At 64.4% G+C, this 22,992-nt stretch carries 19 protein-coding genes; 6 read left to right on the top strand and 13 right to left on the bottom strand.

Annotated elements, in window-relative coordinates:
- Positions 1 to 500: 500 nt before the first annotated feature.
- The 5 genes from B5G12_RS07060 to B5G12_RS07040 all read right to left on the bottom strand — a co-directional run bounded on the left by B5G12_RS07060 (position 501) and on the right by B5G12_RS07040 (position 6,926).
- Positions 501 to 1,877, bottom strand: coding sequence for an aldehyde dehydrogenase (locus B5G12_RS07060; RefSeq protein ID WP_087324395.1), 1,377 nt, complete (start codon positions 1,875 to 1,877; stop codon positions 501 to 503).
- Between the two features lie 173 nt (positions 1,878 to 2,050).
- Entirely contained in the window at positions 2,051 to 3,199 is a 1,149-nt protein-coding gene (gene fucO, locus B5G12_RS07055) for a lactaldehyde reductase (RefSeq protein WP_087324394.1), read from the bottom strand.
- A gap of 135 nt (positions 3,200 to 3,334) precedes the next feature.
- Complete coding sequence (gene rhaD, locus B5G12_RS07050; RefSeq protein ID WP_087324393.1) at positions 3,335 to 4,150, bottom strand: rhamnulose-1-phosphate aldolase; 816 nt, start codon at positions 4,148 to 4,150, stop codon at positions 3,335 to 3,337.
- Positions 4,151 to 4,154: 4 nt separating this feature from the next.
- Positions 4,155 to 5,417, bottom strand: a complete 1,263-nt coding sequence (locus tag B5G12_RS07045) for an L-rhamnose isomerase (RefSeq protein WP_087324392.1) — start codon at positions 5,415 to 5,417, stop codon at positions 4,155 to 4,157.
- A gap of 30 nt (positions 5,418 to 5,447) precedes the next feature.
- Entirely contained in the window at positions 5,448 to 6,926 is a 1,479-nt protein-coding gene (locus B5G12_RS07040) for a rhamnulokinase (RefSeq protein ID WP_087324391.1), read from the bottom strand.
- A 157-nt stretch (positions 6,927 to 7,083) separates the two neighbouring features.
- Here B5G12_RS07040 and B5G12_RS07035 point away from each other — a divergent pair, with 157 nt between their 5' ends.
- Positions 7,084 to 8,052: an AraC family transcriptional regulator gene (locus tag B5G12_RS07035; RefSeq protein WP_087230028.1), complete on the top strand. Its 969-nt coding sequence runs from the start codon at positions 7,084 to 7,086 to the stop codon at positions 8,050 to 8,052.
- Here B5G12_RS07035 and B5G12_RS07030 read toward each other — a convergent pair.
- Positions 8,044 to 8,361, bottom strand: a complete 318-nt coding sequence (locus tag B5G12_RS07030) for an L-rhamnose mutarotase (RefSeq protein ID WP_087324390.1) — start codon at positions 8,359 to 8,361, stop codon at positions 8,044 to 8,046. The two genes, B5G12_RS07035 and B5G12_RS07030, sit on opposite strands and share 9 nt — an antisense overlap.
- 209 nt (positions 8,362 to 8,570) lie before the next feature.
- Here B5G12_RS07030 and B5G12_RS07025 point away from each other — a divergent pair, with 209 nt between their 5' ends.
- From B5G12_RS07025 to B5G12_RS07015, 3 genes are all read left to right on the top strand, one after another.
- Positions 8,571 to 9,323 carry an HAD family hydrolase gene (locus B5G12_RS07025; RefSeq protein ID WP_087324389.1) on the top strand — a complete coding sequence of 251 codons (753 nt, stop codon included), beginning with the start codon at positions 8,571 to 8,573 and terminating at the stop codon, positions 9,321 to 9,323.
- A 74-nt stretch (positions 9,324 to 9,397) separates the two neighbouring features.
- Entirely contained in the window at positions 9,398 to 9,646 is a 249-nt protein-coding gene (locus B5G12_RS07020) for a hypothetical protein (RefSeq protein WP_087324388.1), read from the top strand.
- A 139-nt stretch (positions 9,647 to 9,785) separates the two neighbouring features.
- Entirely contained in the window at positions 9,786 to 10,310 is a 525-nt protein-coding gene (locus tag B5G12_RS07015) for a dihydrofolate reductase family protein (protein WP_087324387.1), read from the top strand.
- Positions 10,311 to 10,319: 9 nt separating this feature from the next.
- On the opposite strand, the gene B5G12_RS07010 is transcribed toward B5G12_RS07015, so the two are convergent.
- Genes B5G12_RS07010 through B5G12_RS06985 form a run of 6 tightly spaced genes read right to left on the bottom strand, consistent with a single transcriptional unit; the run spans position 10,320 to position 20,701 of the window.
- Positions 10,320 to 13,973: a DUF4132 domain-containing protein gene (locus B5G12_RS07010; RefSeq protein WP_087324386.1), complete on the bottom strand. Its 3,654-nt coding sequence runs from the start codon at positions 13,971 to 13,973 to the stop codon at positions 10,320 to 10,322.
- Between the two features lie 56 nt (positions 13,974 to 14,029).
- Complete coding sequence (locus tag B5G12_RS07005) at positions 14,030 to 14,338, bottom strand: hypothetical protein (RefSeq protein ID WP_087324385.1); 309 nt, start codon at positions 14,336 to 14,338, stop codon at positions 14,030 to 14,032.
- Complete coding sequence (locus B5G12_RS07000; protein WP_087324384.1) at positions 14,335 to 16,032, bottom strand: SWIM zinc finger family protein; 1,698 nt, start codon at positions 16,030 to 16,032, stop codon at positions 14,335 to 14,337. Before B5G12_RS07000 ends, B5G12_RS07005 begins: the two co-directional genes overlap by 4 nt.
- A 15-nt stretch (positions 16,033 to 16,047) precedes the next feature.
- On the bottom strand, positions 16,048 to 17,193 hold the full coding sequence (locus B5G12_RS06995; RefSeq protein ID WP_087324383.1) for a VWA domain-containing protein: 1,146 nt from the start codon (positions 17,191 to 17,193) through the stop codon (positions 16,048 to 16,050).
- Complete coding sequence (locus tag B5G12_RS06990) at positions 17,190 to 19,619, bottom strand: DUF5682 family protein (protein ID WP_144064111.1); 2,430 nt, start codon at positions 19,617 to 19,619, stop codon at positions 17,190 to 17,192. Before B5G12_RS06990 ends, B5G12_RS06995 begins: the two co-directional genes overlap by 4 nt.
- Positions 19,580 to 20,701, bottom strand: a complete 1,122-nt coding sequence (locus B5G12_RS06985; protein WP_087324406.1) for an ATP-binding protein — start codon at positions 20,699 to 20,701, stop codon at positions 19,580 to 19,582. Before B5G12_RS06985 ends, B5G12_RS06990 begins: the two co-directional genes overlap by 40 nt.
- 464 nt (positions 20,702 to 21,165) lie before the next feature.
- Between B5G12_RS06985 and ybiA the strand changes: the two genes are divergently transcribed.
- Both ybiA and B5G12_RS06975 read left to right on the top strand, forming a co-directional pair.
- Positions 21,166 to 22,026, top strand: a complete 861-nt coding sequence (gene ybiA, locus B5G12_RS06980) for a riboflavin biosynthesis intermediates N-glycosidase (RefSeq protein WP_087324381.1) — start codon at positions 21,166 to 21,168, stop codon at positions 22,024 to 22,026.
- A 5-nt stretch (positions 22,027 to 22,031) separates the two neighbouring features.
- Positions 22,032 to 22,481 carry a C-GCAxxG-C-C family protein gene (locus B5G12_RS06975; RefSeq protein ID WP_087230058.1) on the top strand — a complete coding sequence of 150 codons (450 nt, stop codon included), beginning with the start codon at positions 22,032 to 22,034 and terminating at the stop codon, positions 22,479 to 22,481.
- Positions 22,482 to 22,608: 127 nt separating this feature from the next.
- On the opposite strand, the gene rplL is transcribed toward B5G12_RS06975, so the two are convergent.
- A complete protein-coding gene (gene rplL, locus B5G12_RS06970; protein ID WP_087324380.1) occupies positions 22,609 to 22,983 on the bottom strand; it encodes a 50S ribosomal protein L7/L12 in 375 nt (124 codons plus the stop codon).
- Positions 22,984 to 22,992 lie beyond the last annotated feature (9 nt).

Here is a 22,992-nt window from a genome sequence, read left to right as displayed (position 1 = left end):
CCGAGGACAGCTGCCGAAGGCCCATAGCCGGCCCGCTCACCGTCCCTGCTCAGGAGTGACAGCCCGCCCCCCGACCCTGCCGGCTTGCACCTGGCCCGGCTCTCTGAAAGGGCGGATGGGGCGTACACTCTCCCTCAATGCATTTAGACAGAATAAAGATAGCAGGTTTCGTGCAGTTTGTCAATACGCCGCTTCACCGCGCTCTTTTTAGAAAGGCAGACCGGTCTCCTATTTTCCCGCCTTCCGGAAAAAGCGCGCCAGAAAGATGCAGCACAAAATGCCGATCCCAAAAGGGACAGCGTAGATGAACGCCGTGCTGGGCGGCGCGCTGTACCCGGCGTACCGTCCGCCCCACTGCAAAGCACAATAGTTATATGCGACCACCGCACACAGGATGTCGGAGAGCAGGATCGCGAGGGCCGCAAAAAAGCGGCTTATCTTTTTCATATGCCTTCCACCTCTTTCACAGCAGGTCTGTAAATATTGGTATGCGTTTCGGCTCACCGCAGGAAAGCCCGCACCAGCTTGTCCCCCAGCGGGGTGTAGGGCTGGTAGCGGATGGGCAGATCCAGGCTGCCCCGCACCAGCACGCTTTTCTCATGGGTGAAGGTGTCGAAGCTGCGCTTGCCGTGGTAGCTGCCCATTCCGCTCTGTCCCACTCCGCCAAAGGGCAGGAAGGGGTCGGACAGGTGCATGATGGTGTCGTTGACGCAGCCGCCCCCATAGGGCACGGTGCGCACCACCCGGCTGCGGACCGCGCGGCTGCGGGTGAACAGGTAGAGGGCCAGGGGCTTGGGCCGGCTGCGCACAAAGTCCAGGGCCTCCTCCAGACGGCGGTAGGACAGCACCGGCAGCAGCGGGCCGAAGATCTCCTCCTGCATGGCCGGCTCCCGGGGCGACGCGTCCTCCAGCAGCGCCGGCGCGATGCGCCATGCGTCTGCGTCCCGTTCCCCGCCCCAGACCTGGGACGCTCCATCCAGCAGCCCGCACAGCCGCCGGAAATGCTTTTGGTTGACAATGCGGCCATAGGCGGGGTTCTGCAGCGGGCGCGGCCCGTACTGCCGCCGGATCTCCGCCTTGATCCGGGCCGTCAGCTCCTCTTTCACCCGGACGTCCACCAGCAGATAGTCGGGCGCCACACAGGTCTGCCCGCAGTTGAGCAGCTTTCCAAAGACGATCCGCCGGGCGGCCAGGGCCAGGTCTGCGTCGGCCGTGACGATGCAGGGACTTTTGCCTCCCAGTTCCAGGGTGACGGGGGTCAGATGGGCGGCGGCCTTTTCCATCACCATCCGGCCCACCGCCACACTGCCGGTGAAAAAGATGGTGTCAAACGCCTGGTCCAGCAGGGCGGTGTTCTCGGCCCGGCCCCCTTCCACCACCGTCACATGGCCCGGCGGGAAAGATTCCCGGATCATCCTGGCCAGCAGCGCCGAGGAAGCGGGGGCGTAGGCCGAAGGCTTGACCACCGCACAGTTGCCCGCCGCCACCGCCCCGATCAGGGGCTCCAGCGTCAGCAGGAAGGGATAGTTCCAGGGGGCCATGATCAGTGCCACCCCATAGGGTTCGGGCACCCGGGCCGCCAGCCCCGGAAAGTTGGCCGCCCCGGCCAGACGTACCCTGGGCTGCGCCCAGCGGCGCAGATGGGCGCGGTGGTCCCGCAGCTCGGCCAGGGCCAGGCCGGTCTCGCACATATAGCTTTCCTGGGGGCTTTTGCCCAAGTCGGCCTGTAGCGCCGCCGCAATGTCCTCCTGATGGGCCCGGACCGACCGTTCCAGCCGTCCCAGAGCGGCCAGACGGCAGGGCACCGGCAAGGTGCGCCCCTCCGCAAAGTAAGCTTTCTGCCTGCGGACGATCCCCGCAATTTCTTTTTCCTGCATGGTGTGCTCCTTTCCCGATGAACGGCGCGCTGTGCCGTGATGTTCCGGATACTCCTATCATACCCCAAAACGGCCCCGCAGGCAACCATATGACAAAAGAACGCGCCGCAGATCCCGCGGCGCGCCCCTTCTATGTTTCTGCGCCCGGACGGGCGGCCTTTATTTTGCGGCCATCACAGCTGGCTGCGGTACAGCTCCACGATCTCCTCCACGCTGGTATCGCGGGGGTTGCCGGGACGGCAGGCGTCGGCATAGGCGCTCTGGGCCAGGAACTCAATGTCCTCCTCCTTGAGGATGCCGTGGAGGTTTGCAGGGATGCCCACATCCGCCGACAACTGCTTGACGGCGGCGATGGTAGCGTCGGCAGCCTGCGCGTCGTTCATCTTATCGATGTCCATCACGCCCATGGCCTCGCCGATGGCGCGGTAGCGCTCGCCGGCCACCTCCTTGTTGTACTCCAGGCCCACCGGCAGCAGGATGGCGCAGGCCACGCCGTGGGGGGTGTCATACAGGGCGCTCAGGCCGTGGGCCATGCTGTGGACAATGCCCAGGCCCACATTGGAAAAGCCCATGCCCGCAATGTACTGGCCCAGAGCCATCCCCTCCCGGCCTTCGGGGGTATTCTGCACGGCGCCCCGCAGGCTGCGGCTGATCAAACGGATGGCCTCCAGATGGAACATATCCGAGATGACGCAGTGGCCCTTGGTGATGTAACCCTCGATGGCGTGAGTCAGCGCGTCCATACCGGTGGCCGCGGTCAGGCCCTTGGGCATGGAAGCCATCATATCAGGGTCCACCACAGCGACTTCGGGGATGTCGTTGGTATCCACGCAGACGAACTTGCGCTTCTTCTCCACATCGGTGATGACATAGTTGATGGTGACCTCGGCGGCGGTGCCGGCGGTGGTGGGCACGGCGATGGTGAACACCGCGTGCTTTTTGGTGGGGGCCACGCCCTCCAGGCTGCGCACATCGGCAAACTCGGGGTTATTGATGATGATGCCGATGGCCTTGGCGGTATCCATGGCAGAGCCGCCGCCAATGGCCACGATGCAGTCGGTGCCGGCCGCCTGGAAAGCAGCCACGCCGTCCTGGACGTTCTGGATGGTGGGGTTGGGTTTGATCTCACTGTACACGCTGTAAGGGAAGTTTGCAGCGTCCAGCAGGGCGGTCACCTTGCCGGTAACGCCAAACTTGAGCAGGTCAGGGTCGGAGCAGACGAAGGCCTTGGTGCAGCCCCGTGCGGTCAGCTCGGGGACGATGCTCTCAATGGCGCCGTGGCCATGGTAGGAAATGCTGTTCAGAACGATGCGGTCAGCCATGGTAATAACTCTCCTTTGCTCGTTTCGGCGGGCCGGGCCGTCCGGCCCCGCCTGGTATATTTTTATAGTAACACAACGTTTTCCCCGAAAAAAGCGGAGGTTGTTTCAGACTGGAACACTCTCCGGTTTTTTCTTTCACAGGTTCAGGAAGTCCCTGCGGTAGTTGACGCCGAAGTATTCCGCCAGCTGCTGCATCTCGCTGTCCTTGATGGTGTTCACCCGGGGCAGATGGGCGGTCAGCATATAGATCTGAGCGGCCTTCTCCACCGTCTCGATGAGGCCGAAGGTCTCATCCAGGGTCTTGCCGGCGCCATAGATGCCGTGCATCCCCCAGATCACCAGCCGGAATTCCTTCATCTTGGCGGCTGTGACCTCCCCGATGGAGTTGGTGCCGCAGAGCATCCAGGGCAGCACGCCCACGCCGTCGGGGAACACCACGATGCACTCGGTGCACATTTCCCACAGGGTGTGGGTGAATTTCTTTTCGTCCAGCTCGTGGACGTAGTTCATGGCCAGGGTGTAGGTGGGATGGCTGTGCATCACCACACGGTTTTCGGGGTCCACTTCCAGCCGGGCCATGTGGCTCATGAGATGGGCGGGCAGCTCGCTGGTGAATTTGCCTCCGTCCCTGTACCCCCACAGCAGCTCGGCGGTGGTGCCGTCGGCGGCGATGCGGATGATCCCGAGGTTGGTCTCGGGGTCATTCTGTACATTTTTGAAATACTTGCCGGTGCCGGTGACGATGAAGTATTTGCCGATCAGGGGCTTTGCGTCAAAGCCGGTGGGGATGGTGCGGATCACCCTGGTGGTGTCCAGGTATTCCGCCACCTCCTCTTCCCGCAGCAGGTAGCTGATGTTGCCGCCGTTGCGCTCGTCCCAGCCCAGGCGGTACATATTGGCGGTGGTCTGTTTCATTTCCTCCACAAAGGGGGCAGTCAGGATGTCTTTCATGGTCTCAACCTCTCTTGCTCAGCACATTCTTTTCGTATTCCAGCACCTGGGGGAACCATTCCCCGTCCACAGGCTTGCCGCAGCGGCGGCAGTACTCGTCCCACACTTCGCCCAGAGGCATGGTCTTGAGCTGCTCCTGTTCCACCATCAGCCGGGTGAAGTCCCCCTCGTCCTGCAGCCGCTTGAGCAGGGAGCCGGGCTGCAGCAGGGCAAACAGCAGGGCTTTTTGCAGGTTGCGGTAGCCGGTCACCCAGGCCGAGATGCGGTTGATGGAGGCGTCAAAGTAATCCAGGGCGATGTGCACCCGTCCGTCTAGGCCGCCGCAGCGCACGATTTCCCGGGCGATCTCCCGGGTCTCGTCGTCGTACAGCACCACATGGTCGGAATCCCAGCGGATGGGCCGGGTGACATGGAGGGCGATCTCGTCAAAGAAGGTCAGCAGGGCAGGGATCTTGTCGCTGACCACCTCGGTGGGGTGATAGTGGCCGTTGTCCATCAGCGGAATGCATTTATCCTTGTGCATGGCCGCATACAGCAGGCTGAATTCCCCGCTGCCCGCAGTGTAGGCCTCCACTCCGATGCCAAAGACCTTGCTCTCCACGCAGGGCTTGACCTTGCTGAAATCATAAGGCTGGGCCAGGATGGCGTCGATGGAGTCGCGGTAGCGCTCCCGGGGGCCCATCCGGTCGCCCGGCACGTCCTTGAAGCCGTCGCCGGTCCAGATGTTCATGACGCAGACGTCGTTCAGCTGCTCGGCCAGATACTGGCTGATCCGGATGCAGGCGCGGCCGTGCTCGATCCAGAAGCGGCGGGTCTCCTCGTTGGGGCTGGTGAGGGTCAGGGGGTCGCACTTGTCATGGGAGAAGAAGGTGGGGTTGAAGTCGCAGCCCAGACCCCGCTCTTTGCAGAACTGCACCCACTTTTCAAAGTGTTTGGGCTCCAGCTTGTCCCGGTCCGCCCAGCCGCCGTTGTCCTTGTCAAAAATGGCGTAGCTGGCGTGCAGGTTCATCTTGGGCTTGCCGGGGATCAGCGCCAGCACCTGATCCAGGTCGTCCATCAGCTCCTGGGGGGTGCGGGCCCGTCCGGGGTAATTGCCGGTGGTCTGGATGCCGCCGGTGAGGGGCTTGGAGGGGTCGCCGTCAAAGCCGCGGACGTCGTCCCCCTGCCAGCAGTGCAGGCTGACAGGGACCTGTTTCAGGGTCTCGATGGCGGCCTCGGTGTCCACGCCCAGGGCCATGTACTTCTCTCGTGCTTCGGAATAATGCATCAAGTTTTCCTCCTTTGTACGGGTGTTCTATCACACTGCCTGTCCGGGCAGTATCTCATGGATATCAAAGCTCCTGCGGATGCAGCGGCGGGCGTCGGCCAGGTCTGCCAGCTCCCCTGCGCCGATCAGCTGCACCGCCAGATTGCCAATGGCAGTTCCCTCCACCGGCCCGGCATAGACCGGCAGGCCCGTGGCCCGGGCGGTCATCCGGTTCAGGTAGCCATCCTGGCAGCCGCCTCCCACAATGTTGATGCTGGTGTACCGGGTGCCGGTCAGCTCCTCCAGGCTGCGGACGGCCTCTTTGTAGCAGGCCGACAGGCTGCGGTACAGGCACTGCATCAGCTGGCCCACCGTGCCGGGCCGGGGCTGGCCGCTGGCGGTACAGGCGTCCTGCACCGCCGCGATCATGCTGTCCGGCGCCAGAAAAGCGCTGTCGTTCACGTCCACCACCGAGGGGAAATCCGCCGCCTCCTCGGCCGCTGCGATCAGGTCGGGGAAGGACCACTGCCGCTGCCCTGCTTCCACATCCAGCTGCCAGGGCGCGGCGGCCTTGCCCGCCACATAGCCCTCGCCGTTCAGTTCCCGCCGCACCGACTGGATCATCCACAGACCCATGATGTTTTTCAGGTAGCGGTAGCGGCGCCAGGCCCCGCCCTCGTTGGTGAAGTTGCAGGCCCGGCTGGCCTCGGTGGTGATGGGAGCGGGGTTTTCCACCCCCAGCAGGGACCAGGTGCCGTTTGAGAGGTAGACCGCCCGGTCATCCCGCGCGGGCACCGCCAGAAAGGCCGAGCCGGTGTCATGGGTGGCCGGCAGCACCACCTGCGATGCAAAGCCCGCCTGGGCGGCGATGGCGGGCGCCAGCGGACCCACCACCGTTCCCGGCATGGACAGCGGTCCAAACAGCGCCCGGGGCAGCCCCAGACGGTCCAGCAGCTCCCCGTCCCAGCAGCAGTCCCTGGCGTTGACCAGGCCGGTGCTGGTGGCGTTGGTGTACTCCTGCTTTTTCACCCCGGTGAGCAGGTAGTTGAAATAGTCGGGGATCATCAGCAGGCTTCCGGCCCGGGCCAGCTGGTCCGGGTGTTCGGCCTGAAGGGCCGCCAGCTGATAGATGGTGTTGAAGCTCTGCTTCTGGATGCCGGTGTGTGCGTACAGCTCCGCCGCCGGGATCAAGCGCTCCACCACGGCGTCCATCCCCTCGGTACGGCTGTCCCGGTACGCCACCGCGTCCCCCAGCAGCCGTCCTTCCGGGTCCAGCAGCACAAAGTCCACTGCCCAGGTGTCGATGCCGATGGTGGCAGGGATCTTCCCGCGCTCCTTACAGGCTTTCAGGCCCGCCAGGATCCCCTGCCACAGCAGCTCCAGATCCCAGCAGTCGTGGCCGTTTCGGCGCACCTGCCGGTTTGCAAACCGGTGCACCTCCTCCAGGACCATTCTGTCCCCTTCCAGCCAGCCAAGGATGCACCGTCCGCTGGACGCCCCAATGTCGATGGCCAGATGATAATTGCCCATAAAAAATGAACCGCCTCCTTGCAGCTTTGTCTCATCTGCTGCAAGTATAGCGGTTCGGAGCATTCTTTGTAAGGACGCCGCCGGGATAAAAACAGGGACCTTTCTTGCAATGGCGGCCGGGCTGTGGTATGCTTGTAGCCAGAAGGAGGAGACCGCCATGAACCAGGCTCTTTTGGCCCGGCTGCGCCAGATCACCGATGAGGAACGCGCCATCCTTGCAGGGGACGGCACCGTCCAGCGCAGCCTGTACACCACCCGCCACGAGTTTGTGGTGGACAGCGCCCGCCTGCTGGAAAAGGGCAAACTGATCGAGATACGCCCCCACACCCGGTTCGTTCATTTTCCGCGCCACCGGCACAACTATGTGGAACTGATCTATATGTGCAGCGGCTCCACCACCCACATCATCAACGGCACCCAGAAGGTGGTGCTCCAGACCGGGGACCTGCTCTTTCTCAACCAGGCGGTGTACCATGAGATCCTGCCCGCCGCCCAGGACGATGTCGCAGTCAACTTCATCATCCTGCCCCAGTTCTTCGACCGCAGCTTTGCCATGCTCCAGCAGGAGAACGTCCTGCGGGACTTTCTGGTCTCCACTCTGTCGGGGGAGTCCGCCTTTGCAGGCTATCTGCACATCCGCGCCCATGACATCCTGCCGGTGCACAACCTGCTGGAGAACATGATCTGGACGCTGCTGGAGAACAAGCGGGGCGTCAACGACCTGAACGAGACCACCATGGGCCTGCTGCTGCTCAACCTGTCCCTGTTTGCACAGGACATCAACCAGGCCGGCCCCGACCGCATGGACGAGAACACCGTCTTTGCGGTGCTGCAATACATCGAAGCCCACTACCGGGACGGCACCCTGGCCGACGCGGCCGCTCTGGTGCACCGGCCCGCCTACACCGTCAGCCGTCTGCTGACCCGCCATACCGGCCAGAATTTCCGCCAGCTGCTCCAGCAGCGCAAGCTGCAGCAGGCGGCCTACCTGCTGAGCCATACCCCTCTGCCGGTGGAGACCATCCTGGAGAACATCGGCTACGAGAACAGCAGCTATTTCTACCGCCGCTTCCGGGCCCGATACGGCTGTTCCCCTGCCGAATACCGGGCAGGCCGGTCAGTCTAAGCGGAACACCTGCTCCAGCTTGGGCTGCGCCCCCGTCTCGGGGTCCATCTCAAGCTCAAGGATATCCTTCATGTACTCGTTCCAGCGGGCCACCACCGGGCTCTCCGCCTGCACCTTTTCGGCGTAGGCCACCCCTTTGGCGCACTCATAATAGCCGAACAGCTCGCCGTTGACATAAAAAATGCTGTAGTTGCAGATGCCGGCCTCTTTCAGCACCTGGACCATTTCGGGCCAGATCGCATCGTGCCGCCGCTGGTATTCCTCTTTGCAGCCGGGCTTGACCCGGCCTTTCCATGCCATGTGTTCCATTGTGTCCGCCTTTCTCTCTTTGTTTTGTCTGCTGCGGGAAGGTTCCCGCGCCGTCTTTATCTGAAAGATACCACGTTTGCCGCCGCTGCGCAAGGCCCCCTGCTTTTTTGGGAGGGCGGCCCCGCCGCGCGAGGCTGTTATCCCACCCGCAGGCGGCCCCGGACTGCAAGCCGTGCCGGGCCGTCCTGCCCTTTTCAGGAGGTCTTATCATGGCAGCTCTTCCCTACCGCAATTACATCTTTGATCTGTACGGCACCCTTGTGGATATCCACACCAACGAGGAGGACCCCGCCGCCTGGGCCGCTCTGGCCCGGTTTTACAGCTATTACGGCGCGCGCTATGCACCCGACGCGCTGCGCGCGGCCTACCAGCAGGAGGTAGCCGCCCGTACGGCGGGCCGGGCCGCCCTGCGCCAGGACAGCCACGAGGCCCATCCCGAGATCCGGCTGGAAGAAGTGTTCCAGGCGCTTTTTCAGGCCAGGGGCGCCCAGGCCGATCCGGCTCTGGCGGTCCATGCGGGCCAGTTTTTCCGGGCCATGACCACACGATACCTCCGCCTGTACGACGGCGCCCTGGAGATGCTGGAGATGCTGCGGGCCAAAGGCGGCCATCTCTACCTGCTCTCCAACGCCCAGCGGATCTTCACCGCCTACGAGATGCAGGCTTTGGGCCTGGACCATTCGTTCGAGGCGGTGTACCTCTCCTCCGACTGGGACTGCAAAAAGCCCGACTGCCGCTTTTTTGACCTGTTGCTGCATCAGCACCATCTGGACCCCGCCCACAGCATCATGGTGGGCAACGACGGCCTGTGCGACATCGCCGGGGCCAAACAGGCGGGTCTGGCCACCCTGTATGTCCACTCCAACCTCTCCCCCGAGGAACCCCTGCCCCCTGCCGATCTGGTGCTGCCCGCCATGGATATGGCCCGGATGGGGGCCATGCTGGCCGGCGGTCAAGGTTGACAAACACCCCTTGCGGGTATATAACCCATCTATTCTGATCCATTCCGATCGTCCCAAGACAGGAGGACCGCATCATGCGCATCGTACAAATCGTTTTCAGCCCCACCGGGGGCACCCAGCGGGTGGCCGACCTCATCACCGGCGCCTGGGGACTGCCCGTCACCCAGTTCGATCTGTCCGACCCGGCTGCCGGCTGCACCGAGCTGCAGCTTGACTCCCAGGACCTGGTTTTGATCGCAGTTCCTTCCTTTGGCGGCCGCGTGCCGGCCCTGGCCATCAAAAAGGCCTGCCTGGTGCGCAAAGAGTGCGAACTTTACATCTGACCGGGACCTGTTATTATCATAGATTCGATTGGACCGGCAGCTTCCTGTGTGGAGGCTGCCGGTTTTTGTTTTGGGGTGGATAGGGGGGCTGCCGCGTGGTACAATCTCTTTACAGGATCTTTCCGAAGGAGGTTTTCGTATGCGAAGTGTCGTTTTGTTCATCGCCATGAGCCTGGACGGTTTCATTGCCGCCCCGGACGGCGGGGTGGACTGGCTGACCGGCCAGGACAGCGCCGCCGAGGCCGCCGACAGCTACGGCGCGTTCGTCCCCACCATCGACACGGTGCTGATGGGCTGGAACACCTATCATCAGGTGGTCACAGAGCTCTCCCCGGGGCAGTGGCCCTACGAAGGGCTGGACTGCTATGTCTTTACCCACCGACAGGCGTCTCCCGTGCCGGGGGTCCGCTTTGTTTCCTGCGACCCCTGCGCCCTGGTGGATCAGCTCAAGGCCAGGCCAGGCCGGGACATCTGGATCTGCGGCGGGGCCCAGCTGATCCGGCAGCTGTCGGACCGCATCGATCGGCTGCAGATCTCGGTCATCCCCACCCTCCTGGGACAGGGGGTTCGGCTGTTCCCCGCCCTGGCCCGGGAGCAGAAGCTGCGGCTGACCGGCGTCACCCACAGCAACGGCATCGTTGAACTGACCTACCAGCCCCGATAAAGGCGCCGGTCAGCGGGTGGCCTTCCAGAAGGGGTCCGTCTCGGTGGAGGAGGCGGTGGCCTTTTCCAACTGGTACACCACCTCGCTGTAATAGCGGGCGGGCACCTGGTCCAGCGGCAGGATATCCTCTTTCTTGGGTTCATCGTAGACGTAGCTGCCGTGCTCGACCGTGCCTGCGCGGTAGAACACCGCGTCGTAGACGGTGACCGTCTCGCTCTCGCCGCTTCCCACAAAGGCCCCCGAAAAGTTCAGCTGCACCGACAGGCCCACGGCCTGGTCTTCCCGGTAGAAGGAGTAGAATCCGCCCGCATCCTGCACGCTGCCGCGATACCATCCCATCCCCAGCAGTTTGCCGGTCAGGGACAGGTCGCTGATCTTTTTGCCGCCGAACCGCTCCAGGGCGGTGTGGCCCGCCTGGTCGGGCTGCAGGCGGTAGACGGGGCGGTCCAGCTGGTCGATGGCCGGGGTGATCTCATAGTCCTCCAGCTGCTGGCGCCAGGCAGACAGGGCCTCCTGGTCCAGCTCGATGGGGTGCACCAGACCGATCCGTACGCCGGCATCCTCCGCAGGCAGGGTGTATTCCTCCTCATCTGCGGTGGTAAAGCTGCCGTCCTCCAGATAGCGGAAGGTGTCCCCCAGCCTGCCGTCGGTGTATACGCCCCAAATCAGGCTGATGGCGAACCGATGCATGATGGGATTGTTCACAAAGAGGGCCTGCCAGGCTTCCGGGGTCCAGCAGCGCTGCACCGAGAGGGCCGACTCCAGCCGGCCTTTCTGGGCCGAGACCGTCGTTTTGATCTGCTTTTTCAGGTTTTTGAAGGCGGCGCTGGCCGCACCGGCCTTTTCGGGGTCGTCGGCCTTGCCGGGGGCGGGCAGGTTTTTCAGCTGCTTGCCCGCGTCGTTGGTGATCTCCAGTTCCAGCGCCGCCGTCAGCCGGACGGTGAACTGCCGGGGCCCGTAGTCGAACACCTGCGTCCCGTCGGGGCCAAAGCCCAGCGTGGGCACGATGCGGTCGGCCAGCTCCTCGGAGGAGATGCCCAGCTCCCGGGCGGCGTTGGCCAGGGCCTGGCCCGCCGCCGTCTTGACCTGCCGGAACTTGAATTTGCGGCTGATGGCATCCACCGTCATCAGCGCCGCCGGGTCGGGGCTGATGGCCAGGGCCTGTACCCCGTCGCAGGCGATGGCGCCGCGGGCGTGCTCGGGCCAGGTCTTGACCGCCTGGGTCAGGCGCGGCGTCATGGCCTCCCCTCCGCACCGGGCGGCAAAGGCCAGCACCCACTTGGTCTTGCTCTGGGCTCCCGCTTCGATCCAGTGGTCCCACACCTCGCAGGCGTAGGCCGCCAGTTCTGCGGCGTCCAGCCCCTGGGCCAGCTGTTCGGCAGCCGGGCTGCGGCCGATCCGTCCCAGATCCGCATAACACACCAGGATAGCGGCCATGCGGTCCTCGCCGGCAGGGGCGCGGTCCGGGCCGGTGCAGTGGACCGTGGGCAGGGGCTTGTCCAGCAGCCACTGCACCTTGCGCTTTTTGCCCCCCTTCAGGATCTGGGCCGCCAGCTCTGCGGCGTCCTGGGGCTTTTCCTCTTGTTTGCCCTCCCGGGCCGCGCCCAGCGCTGCCAGGGCCTCACGGATGACGTCGGCGGCCTTGGCGCTCTTTTCTTTTTCCAGAGCGGCGTTCAGGATCGGCACCGCCTCCGGGCCGCCCACCTCGGCCAGGGCGCGGGCCGCCATGATCCGCGCCCCCTGCTTTTTGCCGGCCAGCAGGGCGGCATAGTCTTCCTTCCACTCCGGGTGGCCGCAGTACGCCTCCAGCAGTTCTTTCTGCACCATCTTGGCCGTCTCATTGGCGCAGTCCAGCAGGACTTCCCTGGCTTTTGGGGCGTCGTCCGCACCGGCCGGCACCGCCCCCAGCCCTTTGACGGCTGCACTGCGGGCAAAGCTGCAGCCCTCCCGGGCGGCGATGGCCAGCTCCCCGACGCCGCTCCGGGCGCAGACTGTGTCCCCGGCTTTCCGGATGTTCTCCTGCTCTCCCGGATAGGATCCGGCGTACATGGCGCCCAGCACATCCAGGATCTCATGCGGAGGCATCCCAAAGGTGTTCAGCGCATTGGCAAATTTTTCATACTGGTCCGGCAGGCCGTTCACGACCCATCCCTGGTTCACCAGGGCCAGCGCGACCATGCTGCGGCAGAAAAACCGGTCCCAGCCCATCGATTTGTGGTATGCCTGCAAAATACTGCGCGCATCGTACATTCTCATCTGGCGGTCAGCGAAGGGCGCCAGCCGGGCGGCGCTGCCCGCCATCGTTCCCTGGTCCGTCAGGTACGCTTCCATGGCGTCGCCGTCTGCGCCGGGCGCACCGCCTGTACCCAGCGCGTTCCGGAACTGCCTTATGATCCGGTCCTGCATGGCAGCGGCCCTGTCCTGCTTTTTCCGCTTCCATTCCAGGTACAGGTCGCTGTCCTCCGGCAGCAGGGAGCAAAGGCCCGCGTACTGGTCATCGTTGGCCAGCTTCAGCGCCTGTTCCATCTCGTCGCTGCACAGCTGCGCCAGCCTGATCGCCTCCTTTTGGCTGGCATAGCCTCTGCCGCCCATGTACAGCAGCAGCACCACACCGCCTCCGGGCACGCATTGCTTCAGCACGGCCGCCTGCCGGACGATCTCCTCAAAGCCCAGCGCATCTTTCAGCTCATCCAGCACATTGCCGGGGCGCAGCCCGCTGAGCACTTTAAAAGCGCACCGCAGCCGGGGGTCTGCCGCCTGTCCCTCAAAAGCCGCCAGAGCCAGCCGGGACAGCCGGTCGCTGTCTGCTCCTATGTGCACCTTCAGCACGTTCTGGGGCTGCACATCCCATCCGGTTCCCACGCTGAGCCGGGGCACCGGGTCTGCGGGTCGGCCGCTTTGGATGTACTGTTCCAGCTGCCGGCAGTCGCTGGCAGTGATGCCCGCCCTGCCGTGCTTCAGGTAATCCATCACCCCGCGCAGCAGGATGTCCACCTGGTTTTCGGTCCACCTTACCGGTTCGCTTTTGACGCCGAATACCCGGGCCAGCAGGCCGGGCCTTGGGTCCTGGCCGGCCCGGGCGTTCTGCAGCAGGATGCCTGCCAGGAAGGCGGGCATCATGGTCTCCCCTGCGGGACACAGGGTCTGGGCCTGGACCAGTACGTCCGGCTGGGTCTGCGCCAGCTCCTGCAGCCAGGATGCGATCTGCTTGTTCCCTATGTAGTGATACACAACGGCCTGGCCTTCCAGAGCTGCGGCCGCAGGCAGGCCCAGCAGCTCATCCCACACGACGCGGCGGACGGCTATCTCGTCGGAGTTCCCCTTGCCCCTGGTGAAAGCCACCTTGTACAGGCAGCGCAGGGCGTTCTCGGCGCTGCTTTGACCCACGGCCCAGAGATACCGGACGGTGCGGCAGGCGCGCTCCCGGTCCCCTGCCGTCAGCGCGGCAAACAGGGTGGAGATAGGTTCCCTTTCCGGCCAGCTCAGCTGGGGCAGGATCTGGAGCTGCGCCTGCTGCAGCAGCTCATCGCCGGCCTCATCGTTCAGCAGATAGTCTTTGGCCAGCTGGACGTTGGCCGAAGTCAGGGACAGCAGCTTGCTCAGCTTGTCCAGCCAGCTGGTCTGATCCTGGATATGGGGAGCATTGTGTCGGTTCGTGTTCATACAGAATCGTCCTTTCCTTTTGATCGGATGCCGGGGCCCTGAGGGTCCCGCTTTTTCTATGATCGTCCCTGCCACCGCAGGCGGATGGCTTCCTCCTGCCAGCGCTGGCGGCAGAGGGCCAGATACCGCCCCGCCCTGCAGATCCGGTCCGTCAGGGCCTGGTCATCCTTCTGCATCCGGTGGGCCCGGGCCTCCAGGTCCGCAGCCACCTCCTCCAGCAGCTGCGCCCCGGTGTGCAGGCCGGCCTGTTCTCCCTGGCGGGCCAGGGTCCGCAGCCGGCCGGCCGCCTCCGGGCCTGCGCTGGCCAGTCCCGCCTGCAGCAGGTCGGACAGGGCCAGTTCCATCTCATCCAGCAGCTCGTTCATGGGCATTCCTCCTCTGGGGGCGCGGCCTGCCAGCCGTCCGGCCCGAAGTATTCGATGGGATACAGCCGCAGCAGGTCCTTGTCCCGGTAGACCGTGCCAAAAAAGACCGGCATCCGGGCGGGGTCTTTGCGCAGACCGGCTTCCAGCCGTTCCAGCGCGTCGATGACCGGCTGTTCGGTCTGGTCGTACCGCACCGTGACCCACAGATCCCGGCCGGCGGCGTCCAGAAGCCGCATCTGGAACAGCTGCTGCACCCGGTCATAGGGCTGCGGGATGCACTGCGCCGGCCGCACCACCGCCAGCCGCTCCCGTTCGGGCAGGCCGGCGGCGCTGTGCTTTTGCAGCAGCTGCTCAAAATCGGTGCAGAGGGCCTCGGGGGGCAGGATCTCCCCCGGCAGGACCCGCTGGCCCAGATCGGCATGGCAGCTGCTGGTGCCCGACAATCCCCCTTCCCCGTTGACCCGGGCGCCGTGCAGCCGCAGGACGCAGTTCCAGGCCTGGTCCAAAGTGCAGGGCATCCCCCAGAGCTGCAGCGGGCTGCGGCGGCGGGGCTTTTCATAAAACGCGGGGCGCAGGTCGCTGTATGTATAAAAGCAGCGCCCTTCCGTATCCCAGAAATAATAGACGGTCCCCTCATAGCCGCTGTTGTTCCGCCCTGTCACCTGGCGCAGGCCCAGCAGATACAGCTGCATCGGCCCGGCGGGGCGGTACTCGTCCCGGAAGGTGCCTGCCAGCTGCAGGATGCGGTCCTCCGGGGCAGCCTCGATGGCCTGAGCCAGCCGCCAGGCCTGGCCAAAGCGGGCCAAGAGGGATATATCCCGGTAGGTGGCCGACCGGCGGAAGTAGGCTGCGTATTCCTCCTGCAGGCGGCGCAGGGCCCGCTCCAGCCGGGGCAGGCGCCCGGTGTGGCAGAGGGCGGCCAGACGCTCGGTGGTGTCGCACACCGATGGGGGCAGCCGGCTCAGACCGGTGGCCATCTGGGCGGCCAGGGCCTGCCGGACCCCCTGGCAGACGCCTCTGGCCTGCTCGGGATCCCAGCCGCTGCCCGCCGCCGGGGCGGCTTCCTGCAGGGCGGCAGGGACCAGCCCCTGCTCCAGCTGCCAGAAGAACAGCGCCTCAGCCTTGTGGACGCAGAAGCTCTTGCTGTGGCAGCTGCAGGTGCTGTGCTCCAGCGGCTCCAGCAGACGGACGGAGGCCGCCGCCCAGGGCAGCTCCACCGTGACCACCGAGCCGCCGGTGGTGATCTTCGCCCCCTGGCCGCTCTGCCAGCGCACCAGGTCGGCGGCATGGCGCCGGGCCCCCAGCTGCCGGACCAGCTTTTCGGGCGGATAGGCCCGCAGGGAGGGGAAATCCGGCTCCGCCTCTTGGGGCGGCGGCGCTTCCCGGTCCGGGGCCTGCCCGTACCCAGGTCCTTCCAGCTGGCTTTGCAGCCACAGGATCACGCTGATTCGATGGCGGCAGACCGCGCTGCTGGGGCAGGAGCACCGGCTGTCCCCCAGAGGGGCCCGGATCAGGCAGGTGACCTGTCCCAGCTGCACCTGCACCCCATCGGGGGTACATTCCGCTTGGGGTGGGGATGCCAGGGCGGCCAGGTCCTTTTTGGCGCGGTTGTAGGTCCCCTTGTTGCACAGGGCGATGAGGTAGGCCTCGTCGGCGGCGGTCAGGGCCGCGGCAAGGCTTTCAGGCAGTTTCACAGTGCAGTCCCCCTTCTATCCCCGCATGACCCCGGCCATGAAGTCGGCCAGTTTTTCGGGGGTCATGGCCCCCACATGGGCCCCCAGGTCTGCCAGGGCCTGGGCGGTGTCCCGGTCGTATTCCGGGGCGGCATTCTCGTTCAGGGCCGTGAGGGCGATCAGCCGGGCGCCGCTCTCGATGATGTCCCGGCAGACGCCGTAAAGGTTCTGCCGGGGACCGCCCTCGCACAGGTCGCTGACCAGCACCACCATGGTGTGATGCGGCGCGGTGATCAGGCTCTCGCAGTAGCGCAGCGCCCCGGCGATGTTGGTGCCGCCGCCCAGCTGGACGCTCATCAAGGTCTGCACCGGGTCGTCCACCCGGCCGCTCAGGTCCACTACAGCGGTGTCAAAGATGATCAGACGGGTGTCCAGCATGGGCATCCCGGCAAAAATGCCCGCCATCACGGCGCTGTGGATGATGCTGGGCAGCATCGAGCCGCTCTCATCCACCGCCAGGATCACCCTCCAGGGATTGTAGCGCCTGGCCCGTCCGTTGAAATAGATCTGTTCCAGCACCAGACGCTGCTGATCCCGGTCGTAGTGGGCCAGATTTTTGCGGATGGTGCGCCGTATATCCAGATTGCGCAGCGAGTGCACGTTGCTGCGGCTGTTGCGGTCCAGCTTGCCCAGCGCCGAGCGCTGTACCTGGCTGCGCATCTTTTTGGTCAGTTCCTCCACCACCCGGCGCACGATGCGGCGGGCGGCTTCCAGCACGTCCCCCTTCATCATCCCTTTCAGACTGAGGATGGTCTCCAGCAGTGCCTGGTCCGGTTCCATCTTTTCCAGCACTTCCCGGTCGGTGAGCAGTTCGGTGAGATGGTAGCGGTCCAAAGCGTGGCGCTGGAGGACCTCGGCCGTCTCCTGCGGGAACAGCTGGCGCACCTCACTGAGCCAGCGGGCCACCGTCAGCTGGCTGGCGCCGCTGCCGCCCTGGCGTTCCCGGGGGATATCGTCCCGCACATCGGGGCCCGCCTCCCTGCTGTAAAGAAAGTCCAGCGCGTCGTCCATCCGCGCCAGCTTGGGTCCGCCCTCCAGAGGCATCTGGTCCTGGGCGTTTTTGCCCAGCACCAGCCTCCACCGGTTGAGGGCGGCGCCGTCGCTCCGCTGCGGTCCGTTCATGGTATCGCCTCCTCTGCCAGCCGGGCTGCCGCCCAGGCATCCACCTGCTCATTGCGGCTGTATTCCGCCGGGCTGATCCCGGCCTGCCGCAGCGTACCGGCCGCTCCTCTGTGCAGGGCCGCCGCCTGCCGGGCAATGCGGTCGGTCTCCATGGGCACAAAGTAGCTGAACGCCAGCCGCAGCTCGGGCAGCAAAGCGTCAAAATCCTGGTCGGACAGGGCGCACAGCAGCCCGTCCACCTGTTTCAGAAAGCCCGGGTCCACCAGCAAAAGGTCCTTTGCCGTATAGAACAGGCCCTGCAAAAAGGCCGCCGAAGCCAGCATCATTCCCCGGGTGCCCTGGAGATAGCCCCGCAGCGCGGTGTCGATCCGGGCCTTCCAGCCGGGGTCCGCACCATAGAGCAGGCCCAGCGCAGTCCCATGCAGCGCGGGCTGGACCGGATTTTGCCCGGCCAGTTCCTCCAGGGCGGCCAGCAGCCGGGGCCGCATCCCGGCAAAGGCATCCCGCTGGGTGATTTGGTACAGCAGCAAACAGCAGCGCTGCACCTCCGGCGCGCCCCGGTCATCCGCTGCGCCCATGGCGGGCAGCAGCTGCAAAATGCGGTCAAAGCACCGGCCCAGCAGCCCGGCGGCGTCGCAGCGGCCCGCCTCGCCATACTGGACCTGCCATTCCTCCAGGCTGGCCAGGGCCCGGCACGCCTGACAGAGGGAGGAAAAATCCCCGTCCCCCAGCAGCAGTTCCTCCAGCCGGCGGGCAAAGCTGCCGGCGTCTTCTCCGATGCCCATCAGAAAGCCCTGCAGCAGCAGGTCCGCTCCTTCCCCGGCCCGGCCTGCCCTGGCCATCCGCTGGCGCAGTTCCCGGGCGCAGGCCTCCCGCACCGTGGACCCGGCGACCGAGCGCTCCACCAGCGCGGCCTCCACCGAGGCCGTCCAGCGGTACTCCCAGCTTTCCCGGATCAGGTTCTTGTCCTTGTTCCGGCGCAGGTCGGGGCCTTTGGTTCGGCGGGCAAAGCCGCAGCCCAGAAATTCGGTCTGGTAGAGAAAGCGGCTGGCCCCCCGGTGGGCGGGTTTTGCGAAGATCTCCAGGGTCAGTTCCTGGAGGCTGGTCTTGTCCGAACGGATACGGTAACGCCGGCACTGGGCCTGGAAGTCCTGTACCAGGGGCGGCACCAGGCTGTTGGGAGCCAGTTGGCCCACCCCATTGCCGGTGGTCAGCTGCCGCAGCACCCGCAAAGGCTGGCAGCCCGAGAGGTTCGCCTCCCCTTTGACAAAGCTGCTCAGCACCGCGTCCTGCATCTCATACAGGCCGGGGGCCTTTTTGTCCCGCAGGGCCGCCAGGCCCCGGGCCTGCTGCATGGCGCACATCTCATCGAAAGCGGACAGCACCTCCCCTTCCCGACGCAGGCGGCGTCCGCACTTGACCAGAAATCCCAGCACGGTCTGGTCCCACAGGGCCGCAGGGTCAAAGGCATCTGCCGGAGCGGCCTGCGCCGCCTGCCATACTGCGGTGTAAAAGGCCGGGGCGGGCATCCCGCTGGCATAGCCCGAGAGGGCGTCCGCCGCCTCAAAGGAAAAGCGGACCGGGTATACGGCCTGGCTGTCCGCCGGGACGGCAGGGCGCGTCTGCTCCGGCCGGGGATGCATAAGCCCCCACAGATGGAAGCCGCCCGCCACCACCAGAACCCTCTGATACCGGGCCGCAGCAGCGGCGATCCGGACGGCCATCCGGGCCTCCCGGGCCAGACAGCCGTCGGCCTCCATCTCCTCCTGCGGGGTGGCCTGACGGGCCAGCACGCACCAGGCGTTCATCTGCCGCACAAAGGCCTCGTCGCTCATGGCAAAGCCGGCGGTCTCGTAATATTTCTCCCAGAACTCCTCAAAGCTGCGCATCCCGGTCTTTTCGCATACCCGCTGCCAAAAGGCATTCTGCCACAGGTAGTGGTCGTTGAGATAGTTCTCCGGCCGTCCCTCCTGCCGCAAAGCCCGCCCCGCCCGGGTGGCCAGCAGGTTTTCTGCGTAGGGCAGGTCGATGAACTGCGCCGGCACTCCCAGCGCCGCCGCGGCCCGGATGGCCGCCAGCTCGGGGGACTGGTCCAAAAACGGGTAGTAGCAGGCATAGGTCCCCACCGGGGCCGCAGGGTCGTCGTTCCCTTCCTCCGGCGTCTCGAGCAGCCGGGTGTCGTCCCGGTAGGAGCAGTAGAGAGCCACCGGAGCCTGGGTCAGCGGGTCTGCCAGCAGGGGCAGCAGAGGACCGGCGTCCTCCGGTCCTTCGATCAGGATGCAGTCCGGACGATAGCGCCGGATGACCCGCTGCAAATGCCAGGCGCAGGCCGGGCTGTGATGGCGCACGGGATAATACAGCACCGGGTCTTCCCAGCCAAACGGGATCACTTCAGACGGCTCTTTGCCTCGTAAAATCTGGTCCATGCGCCGCCCTCCCGTCTGGCCTTCTCTCTCACAACGGTGGAAAAATACCCCGCTATCTTTTTCAGGTCCTCGTCCGATTCCTTGGCCACGGCGCCCACCAGGTTTTCCACCAGGGCGCCTTCGTCCAGCCGGCCGCTGCCGTCCCCGTAGTACCAGGCGCTCATCATGGTCTGATAGTACACCGAGATGGCCTCGGCGGTGCTCATCACGGCGGCAGGCTTTTCGATCCGCAGTCCCTCTGCCGAGATCCCTTCCCGCAGCTCGTGATAGGTGGTGGCCAGCAGGCCGGCGGCGTCCTCGTCCAAGGGCGCTTCGATGCCCGCGGCGGCGGCCAGGGCACCCACTTCGTTGAGGATGATCCGCTTTTCCAGGGCCACATCCCGCACCGGCTGCACAGTTTCAAAGTTGAAGCGGCGCTTGAGGGCGCTGGACATCTCGTTGACCCCCTTGTCACGGGTGTTGGCGGTGCCGATGACGTTGAACCCCGCCTGGGCAAACAGCAGTCCCTCCTCCCCCAGCTCGGGGATATTCAGCACCTTGTCGCTCAGGACGCTGATCAGACAGTCCTGCACTTCGGCAGGGGTGCGGGTGATCTCCTCAAACCGGGTCAGGATGCCCTTTTCCATCCCCACATAGAGGGGTGCCGGCACCAGGGCCTCCCGGCTGGGGCCTTTGGCCAGCAGCAGCGCATAGTTCCAGCCATATTTGATCATCTCCTCGGTGGTGCCCGCCGTGCCCTGCACCGTGTTGGTGCTGCACCCGCTGATGGCCGCACTGAGCAGCTCGGACAGCATGGTCTTGGCGGTGCCCGGCTCCCCCACCAGCATCAGGCCGCGGTTGCCCGCCAGGGTGATGATGCACCGTTCCACCAGAGCGTCGTTGCCCAGGTATTTTTTCTGGATGGCGATTTTCTGCCCGCCGCAGTCAAGCGGGGTGCGGCTGCCTAAAATAAAAAGGCGCACGGCCTTGGGAGACAGCAGCCAGTTTTCCGGCTTGCGGTTGTCTTGGTCCCACAGGCGCAGTGCGTCCAGTTCCTCTTTATAACGCTGTTCCGCCGTAGGGCGCAGGATCGTCTTGTTCATGTCGGTCACCTCAGTTCATCTTGACCGAAGAGCCTGCTGTGCAGCCCTCCGGCAGCTTGCACGGAGCTTGGGGTACGTCAAAATACCGGATACACCCCATGGATCGGTTCCATTTTAGGTTATCATAACATATTTTTCTGTCTGTTACAATCCGCTTGCGTTATCTTTCCAAAAGCGCCCCGGCCGCCCGACCTTGCATCCAAGATCCCGCTTTCCAAGCCGGTCCCAAGCGCCCCTTGCTGTTGACAACTTGCCCCGGTTTTTACTATCATAGGATCATACAGGGCAGCATCTTTTCGAAAGCTGCCGCGATGGCGCAGTTTGAGGAAATGTACAACTTTTGAAAAGCAGCACCGGTCAGCGAGATCGCCATTCCAGACTAAAATGCACGTTGTCTGGAATTTTACGGAGCTGCAAATGTGAAATCGTCACCAAAACCACGAAAAGAAATGAGGATGAGCTCTATGGCACTGAAACATAAGAAAATCATGCCTCCCCCCTGGCTGGCCTTCCCTGAGGTCGAGCGATACTCCATTGGCTGGCGGATGGGCTATGGGGAGGATTACATAGACCGGTTCGGCCATTGGCTGGACACCCTCTCGCCGGAGGAGCGGACGGAATACCGCAGCCTCTTTCCCGAGCCGGTGACCTGGAAAGGCTGGTGGGACGACAACGACACGGGCGAGGCACTGGAGCACGGCGGTTTCATCGTCCAGGCGTGGCAGCCGGAGGGCCGGCCCAGGTACACCCGCCAGTGGCTCCAGCAGGAGTTTGCCGCCGGACGGCAGCGGGAATTCTGCCTATTCTGGGGCCATCATCCCGCCCCTGATGGGAGGATGACGCAGAGCTGCCTCAGTCAGTGGTGGATGGAGGACTTCCATGCTATGGCTGACGTCTATCTCTGCATGGAGCAGTATATGATGGCGGGCAAAGCCGAACTCTTTGGTGATGGCGAGATCCGGGAAAAGATCCTGCAATGCAGCGACCCCAAGCAGATCAAGGCCCTGGGCCGCAAGGTGCGGGGCTTTGACCAGAAAGTGTGGGACCGGTTCAAATACGCCATTGTATTGAACGGCAACTGGTGCAAATTCAGCCAGAACCGCGGCCTGCGGGAGTTCCTTCTCTCCACCGGGGACAGCGTGCTGGCGGAGGCCAGTCCCTATGACAACATTTGGGGCATCCGCCTCGCGGCCAGCTCTCCCGAGGCCCGGGACCCGGCAAAGTGGCGGGGACAGAACCTGCTGGGCTTTGCACTGATGGAGGTGCGGGATGAGCTGCGCCGAGTGACACAGAATGAAATGCTATGCGATTGGAGTGCGGTATAGGAATCATGAGACTCTATGAACTGGTCAATTTTTACCACATCGACACCGATTTGACCTGCGCCGAAGCTATGTTCCGAGCCTGCAACGAATACTACGGCCTCCATTTGTCCGAGGAGACCCGCAAGATGTTCTCGGTGATGGGCATTGGGATGCAGACGGAACAGTCCTGCTGCGGGGCTTTCACCGTGGCAGTGGGGGTCATCGGCCTGATGACCGCCCGGGAAGGCCAAACCGACGCGGACAATCTAGAGGGATACCGGCTCATCTCAGAACTGACCCTGTTTATGCTGCGTCAGTATGAGACCCTTCAATGCGCCGGGCTGCAAAGTCTGGAAATTCCAGGCTATAAACGCCCCTGCCACGCCATTGTCCAGGAGCTGGCCAAAAAGCTGGAGGAATTGCTGCCCTCCCAAAACGGGGCTCCCCCGTCCCGCCCCAGGCGGATGTGTTCCTGAGAGAAGGAGACGCTGCATGACGGCTGCCTGCGGCGGGCCGATGCAGGCAGGATCATGCGCAGCAAAAAAGCCAGGGGCCTCCCTTGTGGGAAACCCCTGGCTCTTGTTTTGTTGTTGAGGCAGAAACTTACTTGATCTCGACCTTAGCGCCGACCTCTTCCAGCTTCTTCTTGATGTCCTCGGCGTCAGCCTTGGAAGCCTTCTCCTTGATGGCCTTGGGAGCGCCATCAACGATAGCCTTGGCCTCCTTCAGGCCCAGACCGGTGATCTCCTTGACGATCTTGATGACCTGCATCTTGGTAGCGCCCACGTCGGTCAGGATGACGTCGAACTCGGTCTTCTCCTCCTCAGCGGGAGCAGCAGCGCCGGCAGCGGCAACAGGAGCAGCAGCAACAGCAGAAACGCCGAACTCCTCGCAGTAAGCGTCGATCAGCTCCTTCAGCTCCAGGACGGACAGGCCCTTGACGGACTCGATAATGGCAGTAATCTTCTCAGAAGCCATGGTAGTAAC

The organism is Faecalibacterium sp. An58 (assembly GCF_002161515.1).
GTDB classification, from domain to species: Bacteria; Bacillota; Clostridia; order Oscillospirales; family Ruminococcaceae; genus Faecalibacterium; species Faecalibacterium avium.
The sequence above is the reverse complement of the archived record's forward strand: the minus strand, read 5'-3'. Positions and strand labels throughout refer to the sequence as shown.

Bases quoted from the DNA above. Each gene is read 5' to 3' on its own strand.
- B5G12_RS07060 (WP_087324395.1), bottom strand. From the start codon at position 1,877: ATGCAGGAAAAAGAAATTGCGGGGATCGTCCGCAGGCAGAAAGCTTAC.
- fucO (WP_087324394.1), bottom strand. From the start codon at position 3,199: ATGGCTGACCGCATCGTTCTGAACAGCATTTCCTACCATGGCCACGGC.
- rhaD (WP_087324393.1), bottom strand. From the start codon at position 4,150: ATGAAAGACATCCTGACTGCCCCCTTTGTGGAGGAAATGAAACAGACC.
- B5G12_RS07045 (WP_087324392.1), bottom strand. From the start codon at position 5,417: ATGCATTATTCCGAAGCACGAGAGAAGTACATGGCCCTGGGCGTGGAC.
- B5G12_RS07040 (WP_087324391.1), bottom strand. From the start codon at position 6,926: ATGGGCAATTATCATCTGGCCATCGACATTGGGGCGTCCAGCGGACGG.
- B5G12_RS07035 (WP_087230028.1), top strand. From the start codon at position 7,084: ATGAACCAGGCTCTTTTGGCCCGGCTGCGCCAGATCACCGATGAGGAA.
- B5G12_RS07030 (WP_087324390.1), bottom strand. From the start codon at position 8,361: ATGGAACACATGGCATGGAAAGGCCGGGTCAAGCCCGGCTGCAAAGAG.
- B5G12_RS07025 (WP_087324389.1), top strand. From the start codon at position 8,571: ATGGCAGCTCTTCCCTACCGCAATTACATCTTTGATCTGTACGGCACC.
- B5G12_RS07020 (WP_087324388.1), top strand. From the start codon at position 9,398: ATGCGCATCGTACAAATCGTTTTCAGCCCCACCGGGGGCACCCAGCGG.
- B5G12_RS07015 (WP_087324387.1), top strand. From the start codon at position 9,786: ATGCGAAGTGTCGTTTTGTTCATCGCCATGAGCCTGGACGGTTTCATT.
- B5G12_RS07010 (WP_087324386.1), bottom strand. From the start codon at position 13,973: ATGAACACGAACCGACACAATGCTCCCCATATCCAGGATCAGACCAGC.
- B5G12_RS07005 (WP_087324385.1), bottom strand. From the start codon at position 14,338: ATGAACGAGCTGCTGGATGAGATGGAACTGGCCCTGTCCGACCTGCTG.
- B5G12_RS06995 (WP_087324383.1), bottom strand. From the start codon at position 17,193: ATGAACGGACCGCAGCGGAGCGACGGCGCCGCCCTCAACCGGTGGAGG.
- B5G12_RS06990 (WP_144064111.1), bottom strand. From the start codon at position 19,619: ATGGACCAGATTTTACGAGGCAAAGAGCCGTCTGAAGTGATCCCGTTT.
- B5G12_RS06985 (WP_087324406.1), bottom strand. From the start codon at position 20,701: ATGAACAAGACGATCCTGCGCCCTACGGCGGAACAGCGTTATAAAGAG.
- ybiA (WP_087324381.1), top strand. From the start codon at position 21,166: ATGGCACTGAAACATAAGAAAATCATGCCTCCCCCCTGGCTGGCCTTC.
- B5G12_RS06975 (WP_087230058.1), top strand. From the start codon at position 22,032: ATGAGACTCTATGAACTGGTCAATTTTTACCACATCGACACCGATTTG.
- rplL (WP_087324380.1), bottom strand. From the start codon at position 22,983: ATGGCTTCTGAGAAGATTACTGCCATTATCGAGTCCGTCAAGGGCCTG.